The sequence below is a fragment of the Aminobacter sp. NyZ550 genome (genome assembly GCF_025628925.2).
GTDB lineage: Bacteria > Pseudomonadota > Alphaproteobacteria > Rhizobiales > Rhizobiaceae > Aminobacter > Aminobacter ciceronei.
Genome location: NZ_CP114190.1, coordinates 2,067,882 through 2,084,079 on the forward strand (window position 1 = coordinate 2,067,882; position 16,198 = coordinate 2,084,079).

The following is a 16,198-nucleotide window of genomic DNA, read 5'->3' on the forward strand; positions in this document are numbered from 1 at the left end:
TTAACCAATCGGTAATGGGTCGGGACCAAGGCGACCAATCGTGAATTCTTGCCGCTATTTTTTAGGGAGTCTGGAATCGCATGGGTTGAACAGGTTGCACGATATGCGTGCATCCTTGCGCAAGCCTGTAATGAGGGGCGGGCTAACGGCCCGTGTCTGGTTCGGTTCGGTTGGAAACGCCTATGGGTTGCAGAAGGTCCGGGCGTTTTCCGTCCAGCGGCCGAAGCCGGTGGCGACCATGTTGGCGATGACGCGACAGACGTAGCGTTTTTGTGCAGGGTCGTTGTTGGGGCCGGCATGATAACGCGCGACCGCCATCGACCAGGACTCATGACGCGAGTGCAGGCTGACGAGAAAGCGCGCGGCATAGTCGACATTGAGGCGCGGATTGAGCATGTCGCGCACCGAGCGGAATTCGGTTGCGTGGTATCGGTGGTTGATCTGCATGCAGCCGAGATCGATCAGTGTCTTGCCTTCGCGACGCGCAGTCTCGAAGGCCGCAACGGCTTCGGCCTCATTCCTGGGAAAGACGGCTTTTCCCTCTATGTTCAAGGCGTTAGGCTGCAAGCTGCCCTTCTTTCCGGTTTCGGTCAGACCAACGGCATAGAGAATGCCCACCGGCACGCCGTAGCGGTCGGCGGCGCGCAGGATCTCAGGCTCGCACGGATTGGCCGCAGCTGCAGCGATCGTGGTGGCGGCGCTAGATGTAGCGGCTGCTGCCAGGGCGATCAGCGCCAGACGACGAGATGTTGCGCGAATTGCTTTCGTCATTTGCAGCGTTCCCACTCTGACGTCCATTGCTGGAATTGCCACCTTCACCACCTGTCCCGCCCGACTGGGCGGATGCCTGGTCACGGCCTGCGAAGCCGTTGGCAGCGCCGCCGTCAGCGCGGGCATTCGTCGACTGCGGCTGCAGGATGGTGACGCGGTCAACGTCGAAACCGAGGCCGCGAAGGGCGCTGTTGATCGCCTCGCGGTCGGACGAAAGCCTGTTGTAGGCCTCGGTGTTCTCAACCTCGATTTCAACCGAAAGTTGCTCGCCGGCGAGGTGAAGATTGGCTGTGACCATACCCAGTTCGACGGGGCGCAGTTGGATCTTGAGAGCCTGCGCGCCGGGTGTGCTGGATGCGCTGTTTTGGAGCTGCTGGACCGATGATACGGCAGCGACATGGCGCGGTGCCGCGGAGGCGATGTCGAGCGCCAGCGCACCCGCGGTGCTGCCCGCGCCAGTGCTCGCCGGTGCCGGGATCGACTGCTCCGACATGACGGTGACGGTGTTGCCGACGGAGGGTTGTTCGGCTTGCCTGACAGGTGTCGGTCGTGCCGGTTTGTCGGCCCTGGCTGCGACGTCGCTGGCGGTTTCCGGCGTGCCGGATTGCGCTGCCTGCTGCGTCTCGGGCGTGGAGCCTGTCGCGGGTGCCGAAACAGGTGCCGCGGACTGCGGCGCGGCTCCGGTGGTAGCCTGGCGCGCGGTCTTGCCGCTCGTGACGAGGGCTGCGAGTTCCGGCTCAGACGCATCGCCTGCAGCCTCTGGCTGTGCGCTGGCCTTGCTCTCCCCGACTTCGGTCGCGTCGGCGGAACCAGCCTTTGCCGGCTGGGCGCCCGCCTTGCGTAATTCGCTCAGTGCAAGCACCAGCGGCAATGCAGGCTCTTCGGTCTTTTCTGCTTTGACGTCCTTCGTCGTGGCATCCGGCTGCGGCTCGGCTATTTCGGGTGTCGCGTCCTCGGCAGCTTCGCCGATCCTGGGTGTTTTGCCCTCGGCTTCGGCGAGCGCGTCACGTGCGGCAAGCCGCTCTGCGAGCTTGTTCAGGCCCTTTTGGCGCGGGGCATCGTGATCGGCGGCATGACCTTTCGATTTCGGCTCGCCCTTGTTCGGTGAGCCCAGCGCCTGGCCGAAATCAGGCTGGTCGTCATTACTGGCGAGGGCATTGCGCTCATGGCCGGATGAATGGCGCGCGAGCGGGCTCACCAGGGCCGCGCTGATGGCGTCGGTCATTTGGGGGAGCCTCCTAGCAGTTCGTCAATGGATTCAAGCGTGCGGCGCGCTTCAGTGATCTTGGGATCTTCCGGTTCCGCTGGTTCCGGTTGCTGTTGCGCTGTCAGTGGCACGACCCTGGGCGCCGCGACCGTTGCCGGCTGCTCAGCCGGAGGCGACGCGGGTGCTGCTGCCGGGACCTCGGGGGCCGCCGACTGGGCGGGCGCAGCCTCTGCAGATGCCTCGACGGCGTCGGGGATCATCGGATCCGCCGGTGGCGGCGTGATCTCGATCGCCGCCGGCGGCAGATCGCCGATATCCAGCGGTTTCGATGCGCTTGCGGGTGCCGCCGGAACAGCCGACGTCAGCTCCGAGGCAACGGCCTCGACGGCGTCGAGCAAGGCGCGGTCGCCCTTGGACAGCTTGTCGCGATCGATGCCGCCGAGCTTGCCAAGTATGTCTGCGGCGGTGCCGGAAGTGACCGAAGACAGGCCGGAATAAAGCTGGGCGCGCGGGTCAGCACCGCCGGGTGCACCGTCACGACTCTTCACGGCCCTGGCAGCGGCAAAGGTGGACAGTTCGGTCAGGCCGTCGATGGCGGCACGGCGGGCGATACGGAGATAGACGACCCGTTCCTGCTCGGCGTCCATCATCGCGGTGATTTCGGCGAGCGTGTCGAGATTGATCGACTTGTGCAGGGCAACGACGCCGCCAACGAAGGCATCGGCAAACTGGCTGGCATAAGGCGAGCGCAGGTAGCTGCGAACATATTGCGTCGAGTTGCGCAGGAAGCGGCCGCCATCTTCAAGCCGGGTGGCGAGCGCAACCGAGCGGCGCAGGGCGGCTTCCTCGACCAGCGTGCCGGGGCTGAGCAGTCTGGCCTGGTCGAACAGCTTCATCGCCTGCTCGGGCTGTTCGGCGATGCTGACCGAACCCTTGACCAGCGCCAGAAAGGCACCGAGTTCAGAAATCTGCGTCAGCGGGTCGATCGCGGCCAGCGGCTCCACCGTGCCCTTGGGCTTGCCTCGGAGATAATCGATGACGCCTTGCGCCAGCTTCTGGTCGGCCTCTTCAAGCTCCAGCCGCGAAACCACCTGCTCGATGGTCAGCGGGTTGCCGCCGCTCATCGCATAGATCAGCAGGGCGCGAAAATTCTTGGGATCTTTGAATGCGTCGACATCGGCGGTTCGCATGCGCTCGTCGGTCATTTCGAGCAGCCGGCGCTGCAACGGCAGCGAAGCCTGATCGCCGGAGGCGATGCGGTCCTGCAACAGCTGCAGGCAGCGCACCAGATGGTAAGGCTCGAGCGCCGGCGCCTCGCTGGCCACGGCACGGCCGGGTACGCCCGCGACCAGCAGGGCGATCAGCGCGGCACCGGACAGGGTTGCCGCCAGCCTCATTCGGCGCGCTCCAGCAGGATTTCGATACGCCGATTGGTGGCCGAGAACGGTTCGGCCTTATCCTTCAGCTTGCGGTCGGCGAAACCGGCGACCTCGACGATACGCTTTTCGTCAAGCCCGGCGCGGGCGAGCATGTAGTAGGCTGAGTGGGCGCGCGAGGTGGACAGGCGCCAGTTGTCATAGCCGCCGCCACGGAACGGACGCGCGTCGGTGTGTCCGTTGATCGAGATGTTGCCCTCGTGGGTGGCAAGTGTCTTGGCGATCTTTTCCATGGCGAGCACAAGCTGCTTGCGCGGCACGGCGGAGCCGATTTCGAACATGCCGAAATCGAACTGCTCGGTGACCGAGATGACGACGCCCTTGTCTGTGGCGACGACCGAGAGACCGTCGGGCAGGGCGCCGCCCGACTTGATCGCCTCGGCGAGTTCGCGGCGGATGGCGTCGGCATCGTTGACGGTTTCGCGTGTCGGTGCCTCGTCCCTGGGCTTTGGCGCCTCGGCCAATGCTCCAGCTTCGTTGGTGTCGCGCTCGGGAGCATCGCCCGGCTTGGCGGCGGTTTCGCGCGCTGCGGGAGCCGGTGCGGCCTGGACTGGTGGCGCCTGCTCGGCGGGCTTGGCTTGTTGTTCTTCGGCCTTCACCGGATCGGTCTTGGCCGAACGCTCGGTCTTGTCGCCGGGCTTTGCCGGTTCGCCTTCGATCGCGGCGCGCTCGGCACTTGCTTCGGCGGCAGGCGTTGCCACCTGCTCGGTCCAGAAATCGGGTGCGAACGGATCGCGATAGGCTTCTCCGCCAGAGGCGCCGCTGGCCGGACCGGCATTCTGGGCACCGCCTTCGTTGCGTTCCGAGATGTTGGCCTTGGCGCCGGTGTCCTGGGCGATTTCGGCGAGCACAGCGTAGGGGTCGGCAAACAGGTGCTCGTCGGAGCGGTTGGCGGCAGGGCTGGCGTCAGCGGAGTTTTTCTCCGTCGACGGGCCGGCATTGCCGCGGCCATCGGAGCCTGCCTTGGCGCTGGCTTCCTGCGGGTTCTCGGCCGTCAGGCCGACCGAATTGGGACCGTCACCGAGTTCTTCGAGGCCCTTGCGGCTGGCATTGCGGTCGACCAGCTTGACGGGGTTGAAGTAGCTGGCGACAGCCGCCTTGGTCTGCTCGTTGGCGGCACTGATCAGCCACATGACGAGGAAGAAGCACATCATCGCCGTCATGAAGTCGGCGAAGGCGATCTTCCAGGCGCCGCCATGGTGGCCGTCGTCATGGTCGGAATGGGCTCGCCTGACGATGACGATCTCGTGGCGTGGCTCGGCGCCGTCAGGACCGTTCATGGCAAGGTCTCGGAAAGCGCCGAAGACCATTCGCCGAGGCGGGTCTCGAACAGGTTGTCGTCGATCGCGACGCTGAGATCGAAGCCGACTGCTTCGATGAAGTCGATATTGTCGATGCGATGGCCGATGGCTGCAGCGAGCGCGTCGAACAGGAATTGCGGGCCGCTGACCTTGATGCGCACCGCTTCGCGGTCGGCACAGGCGGCAATGATGGCGCTGGACAGGGCATCGATCGAGCGCTGGCGGATGTCGTCACTGACCAGCGTCGCGACAACGCGGGCGGCGGCGTCGGTGGTGAGGTGGACGATACGCGTCTCCATCTCGGCGATGCGCTTGGCGATGACCTCGCCGGCCTCGCTGCCGAAGCGGGCGCCAAGCGAGGCGACCTCCTCGGCGTGGCGCTGGCGCTCGGCCTCGAGCACCAGCTCGTACTCCTCGCTCAGGCGTGTGGTCAGATCGGCCTCGGCCTGGGCGACGGCTTCGGCGACGATTGCCGGGATATCCAGATCCGGAACCGCCTTGGGATATTCCGTGGCCGAGGTCTCGGGCTGGCCGGCATGCGGATACGGATTTGGCGCGAGCGGTGCGAAATCGGTCAGCCGTTCAAAAAGCGCTGCGATCGACATTACGCGGCAACCTCGTTACCGGCCCATTTGCGCAGGATCAGTGCGGTGCGCTCTTCATTGATGTCGACCATGCGGGCGAGGCGGTCCTGCGGGGCAGGGCGCAGCTTGTTGCGCAGGTCGTCCATGGCGTGCGGCCGCTGGTCGGACAATGCGGCGGGCTCTTCCTCGAACGAGGCCATGCCCTCTGCATTCGGCAAGGCGCGCTGCATCTCCTCGAAGCTCGGCCCGGCGAAGGTGGGCAGGGCAGGGGCTGCGGACGAACCGGACAGTGCTGCTGCCATCGGCCTCAGACCGAAGAAGGCGACGAGGAAAACGACGACGATGAAGGCTGCAGCGTTGATCATCGTTCCTGCGTGCTGGCCGATCGAGGCCATGATGCCGGGGCTCTCGATGACCTCGCCGTCGAGGCCGTCGATGAACTCGACCGCCGAGACGTTGATCAGGTCGCCGCGCTTTTCGTCGAAGCCGGTGGCCGAGGTCACCATCTTCTGGATGTCGGCGACGCGGGCGGCGATGGCCTCGGGCGTCGCGTCCTTGCCGAGGATGGCTGCCAGGCGCTGCTGGTTGACAACCACGGCGATCGACATCTTGGTTACCGAATAACCATTCGACACCGTGGCGATGCGCTTGGAGTTCATCTCGTAATTGGTGATCTCTTCCTTGCGGTCGCTGGCCGAGGTCGACTGCGGGCCGTCGGTGGCAGCGGCCTCGGCATCGGGCAGGTTCTGCTCGACGGTGGCAGGTGTCGACGACTGCTTCTGGTTGGAATTCTCGTTGGCGCGGACCACCTGGACGGAGCGCTCGACGCGTGATTCCGGATCGAAGATCGTCTCTTCGGTCTGGCGCGAGTCGGTGTTGACGTCAGCCTTGACGCTGGCGCGGAAATTGTCCGGCCCGAGATAGGCTGCCAGCGCACGGCGGATGTTGTCCTCGATCTGGGTTTCGACGGTGCGCTCGACGCCGATGGAGCGGGCGGCGCTCGAATTGTTGGGGTCGTCGCCGGCGGCGAGCAAATTGCCGCTCGAATCGAGAACCGTCACACGCTCGGCATCGAGGCCGGGGACGGCTGCGGCAACGAGATGGCGGATCGACATGGCGCTCTTGTCGGCATCCATGCTGGCGGCGCGGATGACGACCGAGGCCGACGGCTTCTGCTCGTCGCGGCGGAAATTGGCGCGCTCGGACATGACGATGTGAACACGGGCGGCCTTGATGCCTGATATCGACTGGATGGTGCGGGCGATCTCGCCTTCCAATGCGCGGACACGGGTGACCTGCTGCATGAAGGAGGTGAGGCCGAGCGAGCCGACATTGTCGAACAGCTCGTAGCCGGCATTGGCGCTGGTGGGCAGGCCTTTTTCGGCGAGCAGCATGCGGGCTTGCGCGGTGCTGCCGGCTGGGACCAGCACGGTGGTGCCGTCGGAGGCGACGTCGAAGCCGATGCCCGCTTCGCCCAGCACCATGCCGATCTGGTTCACGTCGGAGCGTTCGAGGCCGACATAGAGCGTCTCGTAGGCAGGACGGTTGAGATAGACGGATGCCACGCCGACGATGGCGATCACCAGTGCTGCGATAGCACCCAGCATGGCGAGACGGCGTGGGCCGAAACTCCTGAGATTGGCGACGATGCTCTGTAGCTGTTCGGGCACGTGCGTAAGTTCCCCGCAATACTTTCCGGAGAGACCCTAGCCCGCGAAGCTTGTGCGAAAATGTTATGGGCCGCGCAAGTTGCGCGGCCCATGGCATTTCGTCCGGATTGTTGTTGCCGAAGTGCAACCTGGATTCAGGCGTCTCCAAACGCCGAAACCGGCTTTCGGGGCCGAGGCGTCAGCTCTTGAACAGCGACAGGATGTTCTGCGAGTTCGAATTGGCGATCGACAACGCCTGGATGCCGAGCTGCTGCTGGACCTGAAGGGCCTGCAGGCGGGTCGATTCCTTGTTCATGTCTGCGTCGACGAGCTGACCGACGCCGCGGTCGATGGAGTCCATCAGGCTGGTGGTGAAGGTCTTCTGAAGGTCGATCTGGCTCTTGGCCGCGCCGAGCGTGGTGGCGGCGTCGGTCATCTCGGCGAGGGTCGTTTCGGTGACCTTCACCATCTGCAGGATCTGGTCGAAGCTGAAGCCCTTCACCGAAAGGGTCGCAACGGCGTAGCCGTCTGTGGCGGCAACCGCTGCACCCGGGGTCGTCGGGTTGACGGCGGTGTTGTCGCGCACGCCCGTGGTGCCGAGGCGAAGGCCTTCGAGGATGCCTTTGTTGACGTTGTTGGTGGCTGCGGCGTCGTAGAGCTTCACGCTCTGGACCTTGATGTCGATCGTTGCCAGCGTGACTGTGCCCGAGTTGTCGCGGATAAAGCCCGAAACGATCTTGGCGTCATTGTGGACGCCGGCCGCCGAATGGCCGGCAGCTGTCGTCGAATTGACCGAAAGCCAGTTGGCACCGGAGAAGCTGGCGCTGTCGGCATAGCTCTTGAGCTGTGCCTGCAGCGCCTTGATCTCGACGTCGATCTTGTTCTTGTCGGCGTCCGAGCCATTGGCGGCGGCGACAAGCTTGACCTTGATGTCGTTGAGAGTGTCGATCGACTTGTGCATCGCGGTATATGCGGTGTCGACCTTCGAGGCGCCGAGGCCGAGCGCGTCCTGGACCGTCGAGAGTGCCCTGTTGTCGGAGCGCATGGTGGTGGCGATCGACCAGTAGGCGGCGTTGTCGGAGGCTTCCGCGACGCGGAAGCCGGTCGAGATGCGGGCCTGGGTGGTGTTCAAAGCCTTGTTCGTGGTGTTGAGGCTCTGAAGCGCCGTCAACGCCGAAGCATTGGTCATAATACTGGACATCGAAATAAACCCCTCTGTCAGAGCCGCGCGATCTGCCGCCGCGAACCGGTTGCGGATGCCGTACGTTCTGCCCGTGGCAGCCGAACCGTCATAGCAATTGGTTAACCATAACTACGAACTTATGGTTAACGGCAGATTAAAGACCACACGACGACAGGCCTTCGCATTTACCGTTACGTGGCGGAATCTATGCTCGCCGTAACTTGCGCGAAGCTATCCGGCGCCGCCAGGCGAGGAGAAGGCGGCGGACAGGGCAAAATGAAATCGGGCCGCACCCAAGGGTACGGCCCGATTTCACGACTGGAGATGTTTTGGCGCCGGGGCATCAGCCCTTGAACAGCGACATGATCGACTGCGAGTTGCCGTTGGCGATCGACAGCGCCTGAATGCCGAGCTGCTGCTGGACCTGGAGGGCCTGCAGACGGGTCGATTCCTTGTTCATGTCGGCATCGACGAGCTGGCCCACACCGCGGTCGATGGAGTCCATCAGGCTGGAGGTGAAGGCCTTCTGCAGTTCGATGCGGCTCTTTGCAGCGCCGAGGTTGGTAGCGGCCGTCGTCATTTCCTTGAGTGCTGCTTCGACAACGCCAAGCTGCTTGGTGAGCTGCGCATCGGAGTAGCCTTTGACCGAAACTGTCATGACCGAGTAGGTGTCGGTTGCGGCATCGGTGCCGGGGGTCGGGGCGGACAGGGCGGCACGGACGCCGGTGGTGCCGAGACGCTGGCCATCCAGGATGCCGGTCTTGATGGCGGCAGCACCGCCGGTCTCGAACAGCTTGATGTCATCGACCTTGACGTCGATGGTCGACACAGAAGCGGAGCCGGCGCCGTCGCGGTTGAAGGCGGAGACGATCTTGACGTCGTCGGCTGCGGTTGCCGCAGCACCGCTCTTGACCGAGAGCATGTTGGTACCGGAGAAGGTGGCGCCGTCGGAATAGGCCTGGAGCTGCTTCTGGAGGGCCTTGATCTCGGTGTCGATCTTTTCCTTGTCGGCAGCCGATGCGCCGTTGGCGGCGACCAGCTTGACCTTGATGTCGTTGAGCGTGTCGATGGCCTTGTTCATGCCGGTATAGGCGGTGTCGACCTTCGAAGCGCCGAGGCCAAGCGAATCCTGCACGGTCGAGAGCGCCTTGTTGTCCGAACGCATGGTGGTTGCGATCGACCAGTAGGCCGCGTTGTCGGAAGCTTCAGCAACGCGCAGACCTGTGGCGATGCGGCCCTGGGTGGTGCTCAGCGACTTGTTGGTGGCGGAAAGCGTCTGCAGCGCCGTCATTGCTGACGCGTTGGTATTGATGCTGGACATGGGAATTACGCCCCTAGGAAAAAGCAATACTGGAACATACCGGATCGACCGGTATGGCGGCGTGGCATCATGCCTATGATCGCCAAGAAGGGGTCACCCGCCATGCCAAGGACTATCGCATCTTAACCTTACCGAACTGCTAACAACCGTATGAGGTTCGTTTGTTAGAGCGTTGAAATATTTATAGTTTCCTCGATCTTTCAGCGCGACAACACGGGTGCGGACCCAAACGCAAGCGGGCCGCACTGAGGTGCGGCCCGCTCTGATGCAAAATGCCAGAGACGATTCGATCAGCCGCGGAACAGCGACATGATCGACTGCGAGTTGCCGTTGGCGATCGACAGCGCCTGGATGCCGAGCTGCTGCTGGACCTGGAGGGCCTGCAGGCGGGTCGATTCCTTGTTCATGTCGGCATCGACGAGCTGGCCGACGCCGCGATCGATGGAGTCCATCAAGCTCGAGGTGAACGACTTCTGCAGCTCGATGCGGCTCTTGGCGGCGCCGAGGTCGGTGGCGGCCGTGTTCATGTCCTTGAGCGCGCTTTCGACAACGCCGAGCATCTGGGTCAGCTGCTGGTCGTTGGCGAACAGCGTGCCGTCCGTCAGCTTCATCGTGGCGACCTGGAAGGTGTCGGCGGCATCGTAAGTGCCGAGGGTGACGGCATTGGCCGCACCTTCGACGCCAGCGGCGGTGCGCTCGGAGTCGAGAATGCCCTTGCCGGTGGTGGCGACGCCAGTGCCGGCTTCATAAAGCTTGATGCTCTCGACCTTGATGTCGATGGTCGAGATCGAGGCCGTGCCCGATGCATCGCGGTTGAAGGCCGAAACGACCTTGACGTCGGGAGAAGCGGCGGCGCCGCTGTTGACCGACAGCATGTTGGTGCCGGAGAAGGTCGCGCCGTCAGCATAGGACTTGAGCTGGTCCTGCAGGGCCTTCACTTCGGTCTGGATCTTGGCCTTGTCGGCGTTCGACGCGCCATTGGCGGCGACGAGCTTGACCTTGATCTCGTTGAGCGTGTCGATGGCCTTGTTCATGCCGGTGTAGGCGGTGTCGACCTTCGACGCGCCGAGGCCGAGCGAATCCTGGACCGTCGACAGGGCCTTGTTGTCCGAACGCATGGTGGTGGCGATCGACCAGTAAGCGGCGTTGTCGGAAGCTTCCGCGACGCGGAGACCCGTTGCGATACGGCCCTGGGTGGTGTTGAGAGCTTTGTTGGTGGCAGACAGGGTCTGCAGCGCGGTCATTGCCGACGCGTTGGTATTGATGCTGGACATGGGAAAATACGCCCCGAAAAAACAACAAAAACAGGGACATACCGGACCGACCGGTATGGCGGAGCGGCATCATGCCCATGATCGTTGTCGATCACCCGCCATGAAGCATCAATGTCGTATAGACATTTCTAAAACTCTAACTTTCGAGAAAATGGCCGATTAACCAACGCCGATTTGTAGAATATTGGCTGACCGGGCTGCCCGGTGGCGTGTCGAGCGGAAGAAGATCCGAAATAAAAATGGGCCGCACCGAAGTGCAGCCCATTTTCCCAAGATGTGCCTGAGACGGTTCGATCAGCCGCGGAACAGCGACATGATCGACTGCGAGTTGCCATTGGCAATCGACAGCGCCTGGATACCGAGCTGCTGCTGGACCTGGAGGGCCTGCAGACGGGTCGATTCCTTGTTCATGTCGGCATCGACGAGCTGGCCGACGCCGCGATCGATGGAGTCCATCAGGCTCGAGGTGAAGGCCTTCTGCAGCTCGATGCGGCTCTTGGCAGCGCCGAGGTTGGTTGCAGCGGTCGTCATCGACTTGAGCGCGCCTTCGACCTTGCTCAGCATCGAGCCGATGAAGGCGTCGGTGACGCCGGCAGCGGTGATGTCGAGGTTGGCGACGGAGACGCCGGTGATGGACGTAGCCGTGCCGTCAGCTGCTGCGGCCGCGGTTGCGGCAGCCGTCGCCGATGCGGTGTCGGTGCCGCCACCTGCCACCGAGGCAGCATAGGCGCTGTCGTAGGCAGTCTGGGCAGCCTTTGAGCTCCAGATTGCGGTCTGGCGGTCGAGGATACCGGCGTTCTTGACGTTGGCCGGGGTGCCGGCGCCCGAATCATAGAGCTTGATGCCTTCGACGTTGACGTCGATGGTCGAGATCGAGGCGGTGCCCGACGCGTCGCGGTTGAAGGCCGAAACGATCTTGGCATCCTGCTGGACACCGGTGTCGGCGGCTGCTGCGGCGCCCGCGGCGTTCTTGTCGGAGGCAACCGAGAGGTAGTTGGCACCCGAGAAGGTCGCGCCGTCGGCATAGGCCTTCAGCTGGCCCTGCAGCGCCTTGATTTCGGTCTGGATCTTGGCCTTGTCGGCGGCAGACGCGCCGTTGGCGGCGACCAGCTTGACCTTGATGTCATTGAGCGTGTCGATGGCCTTGTTCATGCCGGTGTAGGCGGTGTCGACCTTCGAAGCGCCGAGGCCGAGCGAATCCTGAACGGTGGAAAGCGCCTTGTTGTCGGAACGCATGGTGGTGGCGATCGACCAGTAGGCGGCGTTGTCGGAGGCTTCTGCAACGCGGAGACCCGTGGCGATACGGCCCTGGGTGACGTTGAGCGACTTGTTGGTGGCTGCAAGCGTCTGCAGCGCCGTCATTGCTGACGCGTTGGTATTGATGCTGGACATGGGAATTACGCCCCTAGGAAATGCAAAGGTACAGGGACATACCGGATCGACCGGTATGGCGGAGCGGCATCATGCCCATGATCCCCGAGGGATCACCCGCCATGCCGGGTAATCTCTCCGATACTCCCTACCAAATCGCTAAGCGTTAGAAACATTGCGGATAATCTTGGGATTTATTTTGAATGCTCCGGGCAGACGCAAAACGGGCCGCACCTGAGGTGCGGCCCGTCCTGATACGGAATGCCTGAGACGGTTCGGTCAGCCGCGGAACAGCGACATGATCGACTGCGAGTTGCCATTCGCAATCGACAGCGCCTGGATGCCGAGCTGCTGCTGGACCTGGAGGGCCTGCAGGCGGGTCGATTCCTTGTTCATGTCGGCATCGACGAGCTGGCCGACGCCGCGGTCGATCGAGTCCATCAGGCTGGAAGTAAAGGCCTTCTGCAGCTCGATGCGGCTCTTGGCGGCGCCGAGGTTGGTGGCGGCAGTCGTCATTTCCTTCAGCGCGCCTTCGACAACGCCGAGCATGGCGCCGATCTGGGTATCGCTGAAGCCCTTAACCGAAAGCGTCGCCACGGTGTAAGTGTCGGTGCCGACAGCGGCAGCGCCGGCCGTCGGGTTCGAGGCGGCAGCGACGCGCGCGCCGGTGCCGAGGCGGTGTGCATCGAGGATACCATCGGTCAGGCCGGTGGAGGCAGCCGAGGCGTCATAGAGCTTGATGTCCTGAACCTTGACGTCGATGGTCGAGATCGAGGCCGTGCCCGATGCATCGCGGTTGAAGGCCGAAACGATCTTGACGTCGTCGGCGGTGCCGGCGACGGCATGGCCGGTCGTCGTGTCGACCGAAAGCATGTTCGAGCCCGAGAAGGTGGCGCCGTCGGCATAGGCCTTCAGCTGGCTCTGCAGCGCCTTGATTTCGGTGTCGATCTTTTCCTTGTCGGCAGCCGAAGCGCCGTTGGCGGCGACCAGCTTGACCTTGATGTCGTTGAGCGTGTCGATGGCCTTGTTCATGCCGGTGTAGGCGGTATCTACCTTCGAAGCGCCAAGGCCGAGCGAATCCTGGACCGTCGAGAGGGCCTTGTTGTCCGAACGCATCGTGGTGGCGATCGACCAGTAGGCGGCGTTGTCGGAAGCTTCTGCGACGCGGAGACCCGTGGCGATGCGGCCCTGGGTGACGTTGAGCGACTTGTTGGTGGCTGCGAGGGTCTGCAGCGCGGTCATTGCTGACGCGTTGGTATTGATGCTGGACATGGGAATTACGCCCCTAGGATATGCTGAAGTACAGGGACATACCGGACCGACCGGTATGGCGGAGCGGCATCATGCCCATGATCTCTCCGTGAGGATCACCCGCCATGCCCGGCAATCTCCACGATAGAAGCTACCAAAGGTCTAAGCGGTATGGTTAACGCGCATTAACTTGCTGATTTTCCCGGGATTTGTGCGCGCCCCAAAAACACGTTGGCCGCAGTTCGCGCGAAGCGAACTGCGGCCGTCATCCCGGATTTCGGTGATGGCGCGCCCGCAAGCGGACGCGCGGTGATCTAGGTGAAAGATCGAACAAGGCTGCCGACGAGCAGGTTCCAGCCGTCGATGAGCACGAAGAACAATATCTTGAATGGCAACGACACCACTGTCGGCGGCAGCATCATCATGCCCATCGCCATGGTGATGGTGGCGACGATCAGGTCGATGACGAGGAAGGGCAGCACGATCAGGAAGCCGATCTCGAAGCCGCGGCGGATTTCGGAGATCATGAAGGCCGGGACCAGGATGCGCAGGTCGACCTTGTCTTCCGACACCGTCTGGCCGCGTTCGCGGGCGAGGTCGGCGAACAGGCTGAAGTCCTTGTCGCGGACATTGCGCATCATGAAGGTGCGGAACGGGTCGGAAATGCGATCGACAGCTTCAACCTGGGTGATCTGGTTGTCCATCAGCGGCTTGACGCCGTTCTGCCAGGCCTGATCGAAGGTCGGCGCCATGACGTAGAAGGTCATGAACAAAGACAGCGAGATCAGGATCAGGTTGGCCGGCGTCGACTGCAAGCCGATGCCGGTGCGCAGGATCGAGAAGGCGATGACGAAGCGGGTGAAGCTGGTCACCATGATCAGCAGGCCCGGTGCCACCGAAAGCACGGTGAGCAGGCCGAACATCTGGATGATGTAACCGATGGTGGCGCCATCGGTGTTGCCGAGCTGACTCAGGTCGAGCTGCTGCGCGCTCGCCGGCGCAATTGCGCCAGCGAGGATGGCTGCGGTGGCCAGGAACTTTTTCATTCGAAGAGCAACGTTCTGATCAGCACTTCCTTGACGTGGCCATCGCTGCGGATCGCGGCGCGTTCGTCGAGGTCGGTCTTGAGGTGGCGGAAAGCGCTGGCGCCCTGGACCTGGTGGATCCGGAGCGTGCGCACGTAGGCGAGCAGGTCCTGGTGGACGCGCTCGGCGAGGTCTGCGGATTGCGGCGCGTCGAGCACCAGCGAGACCTCGAGGCGAATCCACATCGTGTCGGGTGCCGCGAGATTGGCGGTGATGGCCGGCAATTGCACCAGAGTGCCTGCAGCTTCGCTGGCCGGACCATGCTCGGCTGGCGCCTCTTCCTTGGCGGCGTGGGCCTTGGGCGCTTCGGGAACAGCTTGCTCGACAGGTGTGCTCTCGCCCTTGAGGTAGCCACCCGACAGCCAGCCCATGCCGATGGCTCCGACGGTCAGCACCGCCAGGATGCCGAGCTGGACGACCAGCGAGGGGCCGGGCTTCTGGGGGAGGAACTGATCTATGTCTGACATGTCCCGGACCTAGAAGGGGAGGACCTGGTCGAGGAACTGCTGGCCGTATGGCGGCTGCTGGACCTCGGTGATGCGGCCGCGGCCACCATAAGAGATGCGGGCTTCGGCGATACGCTCGTAGGGAATAGTGTTTTCCGGACCGATGTCGGACGGACGCACGATGCCGGCGATGGTCAAGACGCGCAGCTCGGCGTTGACGCGCACCTCCTGCGAGCCCCGGATCATCATATTGCCGTTGGGCAGCACGTCGGTGACGACGGCGGCAAGGAGCAGGTTGAGCTTCTCGGACCGCGTGGTGGCGCCGTCGCCGGAATAAATCGACTTGGAGCCGGCGCTGCCATCGCCCTTGCCACCGGTCTTGGCGCCGTCCCATTCGACATTGAGGCCAGCGGCAATGGTCCGGTTGGTGACGCGGTTGCGCTCGGACTCGTTCTGGAAACGGGCCCTGTCGTCGATCTCGATCTTGACGGTGAGGATGTCGCCCGGCTGCAGCGCGCGCGGGTCGGTGAACATGCGGCTCTGCTTGTCCTGCCACAGCGAAAAGCGCTTCGGCGGTGCGGCAGGCGATTCAGGATAGCGGTACATCGACGAGCTGCCATCCTCGATGCCGGAGCCGACGGCCGACATCGTCGGCTCCTTGCCGATTTCCTTGAGGTTGGAGCCACAGCCGGCAAGGCTGGCCATGGCTGCAGCGAGGAGGGCTTTTTTGATCATGTGGGGTCTTCCCGGCGTGCGGCGCTCGCGATGATGCGGGTCAGTTCCGCCGCGACCTTGCTTTCCATTTCATTCAGGATGACGCTCGCCTTGCGCGCGTCGAGCTTCATCATGATGGCGGCGGCGAGGTCGGTGTTCATCACCGCCAGGCGCTCGGCGGCGGCATCGGGCTTCATGCGTGAATAGATCTGGACGACACCTTCCTCGGCGCGGGCGAGGAAGACCTCGCGGCGCTTCAGCCAAGTTTCGTATTCGGTCTTGCGCTCCTCGAGCAGGGCGATGCGCTTGTCGACCTCGGCCTGCAGCTTCTTCAGCTCCTCGGCCTGCAACTGGTAACGGCGGTCGCGGGCAGCGTCGGCAATGTTGGAACAGAAGCGCTCGACCTCGCTCTGTTCGACCGGCGGCACGGCAGCCTCGATGGCTTCCTTCGGGGCCTCGCGCTCGATGACCCGCGTCGGCGTGCCCTGGACCACGGGCGCCTTCGGCGCGGCCTGTTCGGCGGATGCGGCACCGGCAAAGACGACGCCGAGTGCTGCCGCGGCAAGTGCGTGGCGACGGATGTGGGAGAGGGCGTTGGTCATGGC

General features: G+C 63.6%; 15 protein-coding genes. All 15 read right to left on the minus strand.

Features of this window, described 5'->3' with window-relative positions; translation table 11 throughout:
• Nucleotides 1-180: 180 nt before the first annotated feature.
• Complete coding sequence (locus N7E70_RS10225) at nucleotides 181-771, minus strand: transglycosylase SLT domain-containing protein (protein WP_154386454.1); 591 nt, start codon at nucleotides 769-771, stop codon at nucleotides 181-183.
• Complete coding sequence (fliK, locus tag N7E70_RS10230; protein WP_269441455.1) at nucleotides 701-1,996, minus strand: flagellar hook-length control protein FliK; 1,296 nt, start codon at nucleotides 1,994-1,996, stop codon at nucleotides 701-703. The genes N7E70_RS10225 and fliK overlap by 71 nt, the downstream gene beginning before the upstream one ends.
• Entirely contained in the window at nucleotides 1,993-3,375 is a 1,383-nt protein-coding gene (locus N7E70_RS10235; RefSeq protein WP_263006263.1) for a chemotaxis protein MotC, read from the minus strand. The genes fliK and N7E70_RS10235 overlap by 4 nt, the downstream gene beginning before the upstream one ends.
• The gene (locus tag N7E70_RS10240) at nucleotides 3,372-4,694 is read right to left on the minus strand and encodes a MotB family protein (protein WP_263006264.1); all 1,323 of its coding nucleotides are present in this window, start codon (nucleotides 4,692-4,694) and stop codon (nucleotides 3,372-3,374) included. Before N7E70_RS10240 ends, N7E70_RS10235 begins: the two co-directional genes overlap by 4 nt.
• Complete coding sequence (locus N7E70_RS10245) at nucleotides 4,691-5,320, minus strand: hypothetical protein (RefSeq protein WP_263006265.1); 630 nt, start codon at nucleotides 5,318-5,320, stop codon at nucleotides 4,691-4,693. Before N7E70_RS10245 ends, N7E70_RS10240 begins: the two co-directional genes overlap by 4 nt.
• Nucleotides 5,320-6,969 (minus strand): flagellar basal-body MS-ring/collar protein FliF, encoded by a 1,650-nt coding sequence (gene fliF / locus N7E70_RS10250; protein ID WP_263006266.1) that lies wholly within the window; start codon nucleotides 6,967-6,969, stop codon nucleotides 5,320-5,322. The genes N7E70_RS10245 and fliF overlap by 1 nt, the downstream gene beginning before the upstream one ends.
• Before the next feature lie 178 nt (nucleotides 6,970-7,147).
• Nucleotides 7,148-8,149 (minus strand): flagellin N-terminal helical domain-containing protein, encoded by a 1,002-nt coding sequence (locus N7E70_RS10255; protein ID WP_067958535.1) that lies wholly within the window; start codon nucleotides 8,147-8,149, stop codon nucleotides 7,148-7,150.
• A 325-nt stretch (nucleotides 8,150-8,474) separates the two neighbouring features.
• Nucleotides 8,475-9,452: a flagellin N-terminal helical domain-containing protein gene (locus N7E70_RS10260; RefSeq protein WP_067958536.1), complete on the minus strand. Its 978-nt coding sequence runs from the start codon at nucleotides 9,450-9,452 to the stop codon at nucleotides 8,475-8,477.
• A 290-nt stretch (nucleotides 9,453-9,742) separates the two neighbouring features.
• The gene (locus N7E70_RS10265; protein ID WP_263006267.1) at nucleotides 9,743-10,726 is read right to left on the minus strand and encodes a flagellin N-terminal helical domain-containing protein; all 984 of its coding nucleotides are present in this window, start codon (nucleotides 10,724-10,726) and stop codon (nucleotides 9,743-9,745) included.
• Between the two features lie 294 nt (nucleotides 10,727-11,020).
• Nucleotides 11,021-12,118, minus strand: coding sequence for a flagellin N-terminal helical domain-containing protein (locus N7E70_RS10270; protein ID WP_263006268.1), 1,098 nt, complete (start codon nucleotides 12,116-12,118; stop codon nucleotides 11,021-11,023).
• Between the two features lie 258 nt (nucleotides 12,119-12,376).
• Nucleotides 12,377-13,369, minus strand: a complete 993-nt coding sequence (locus N7E70_RS10275) for a flagellin N-terminal helical domain-containing protein (RefSeq protein ID WP_067958545.1) — start codon at nucleotides 13,367-13,369, stop codon at nucleotides 12,377-12,379.
• Nucleotides 13,370-13,662: 293 nt separating this feature from the next.
• Nucleotides 13,663-14,394, minus strand: coding sequence for a flagellar type III secretion system pore protein FliP (gene fliP, locus N7E70_RS10280; RefSeq protein WP_067958555.1), 732 nt, complete (start codon nucleotides 14,392-14,394; stop codon nucleotides 13,663-13,665).
• Entirely contained in the window at nucleotides 14,391-14,900 is a 510-nt protein-coding gene (locus N7E70_RS10285; RefSeq protein ID WP_263006269.1) for a flagellar basal body-associated FliL family protein, read from the minus strand. Before N7E70_RS10285 ends, fliP begins: the two co-directional genes overlap by 4 nt.
• A gap of 9 nt (nucleotides 14,901-14,909) precedes the next feature.
• Nucleotides 14,910-15,614, minus strand: coding sequence for a flagellar basal body L-ring protein FlgH (gene flgH, locus N7E70_RS10290; RefSeq protein ID WP_263006270.1), 705 nt, complete (start codon nucleotides 15,612-15,614; stop codon nucleotides 14,910-14,912).
• Nucleotides 15,611-16,195: a MotE family protein gene (locus N7E70_RS10295; RefSeq protein WP_263006344.1), complete on the minus strand. Its 585-nt coding sequence runs from the start codon at nucleotides 16,193-16,195 to the stop codon at nucleotides 15,611-15,613. Before N7E70_RS10295 ends, flgH begins: the two co-directional genes overlap by 4 nt.
• Nucleotides 16,196-16,198 lie beyond the last annotated feature (3 nt).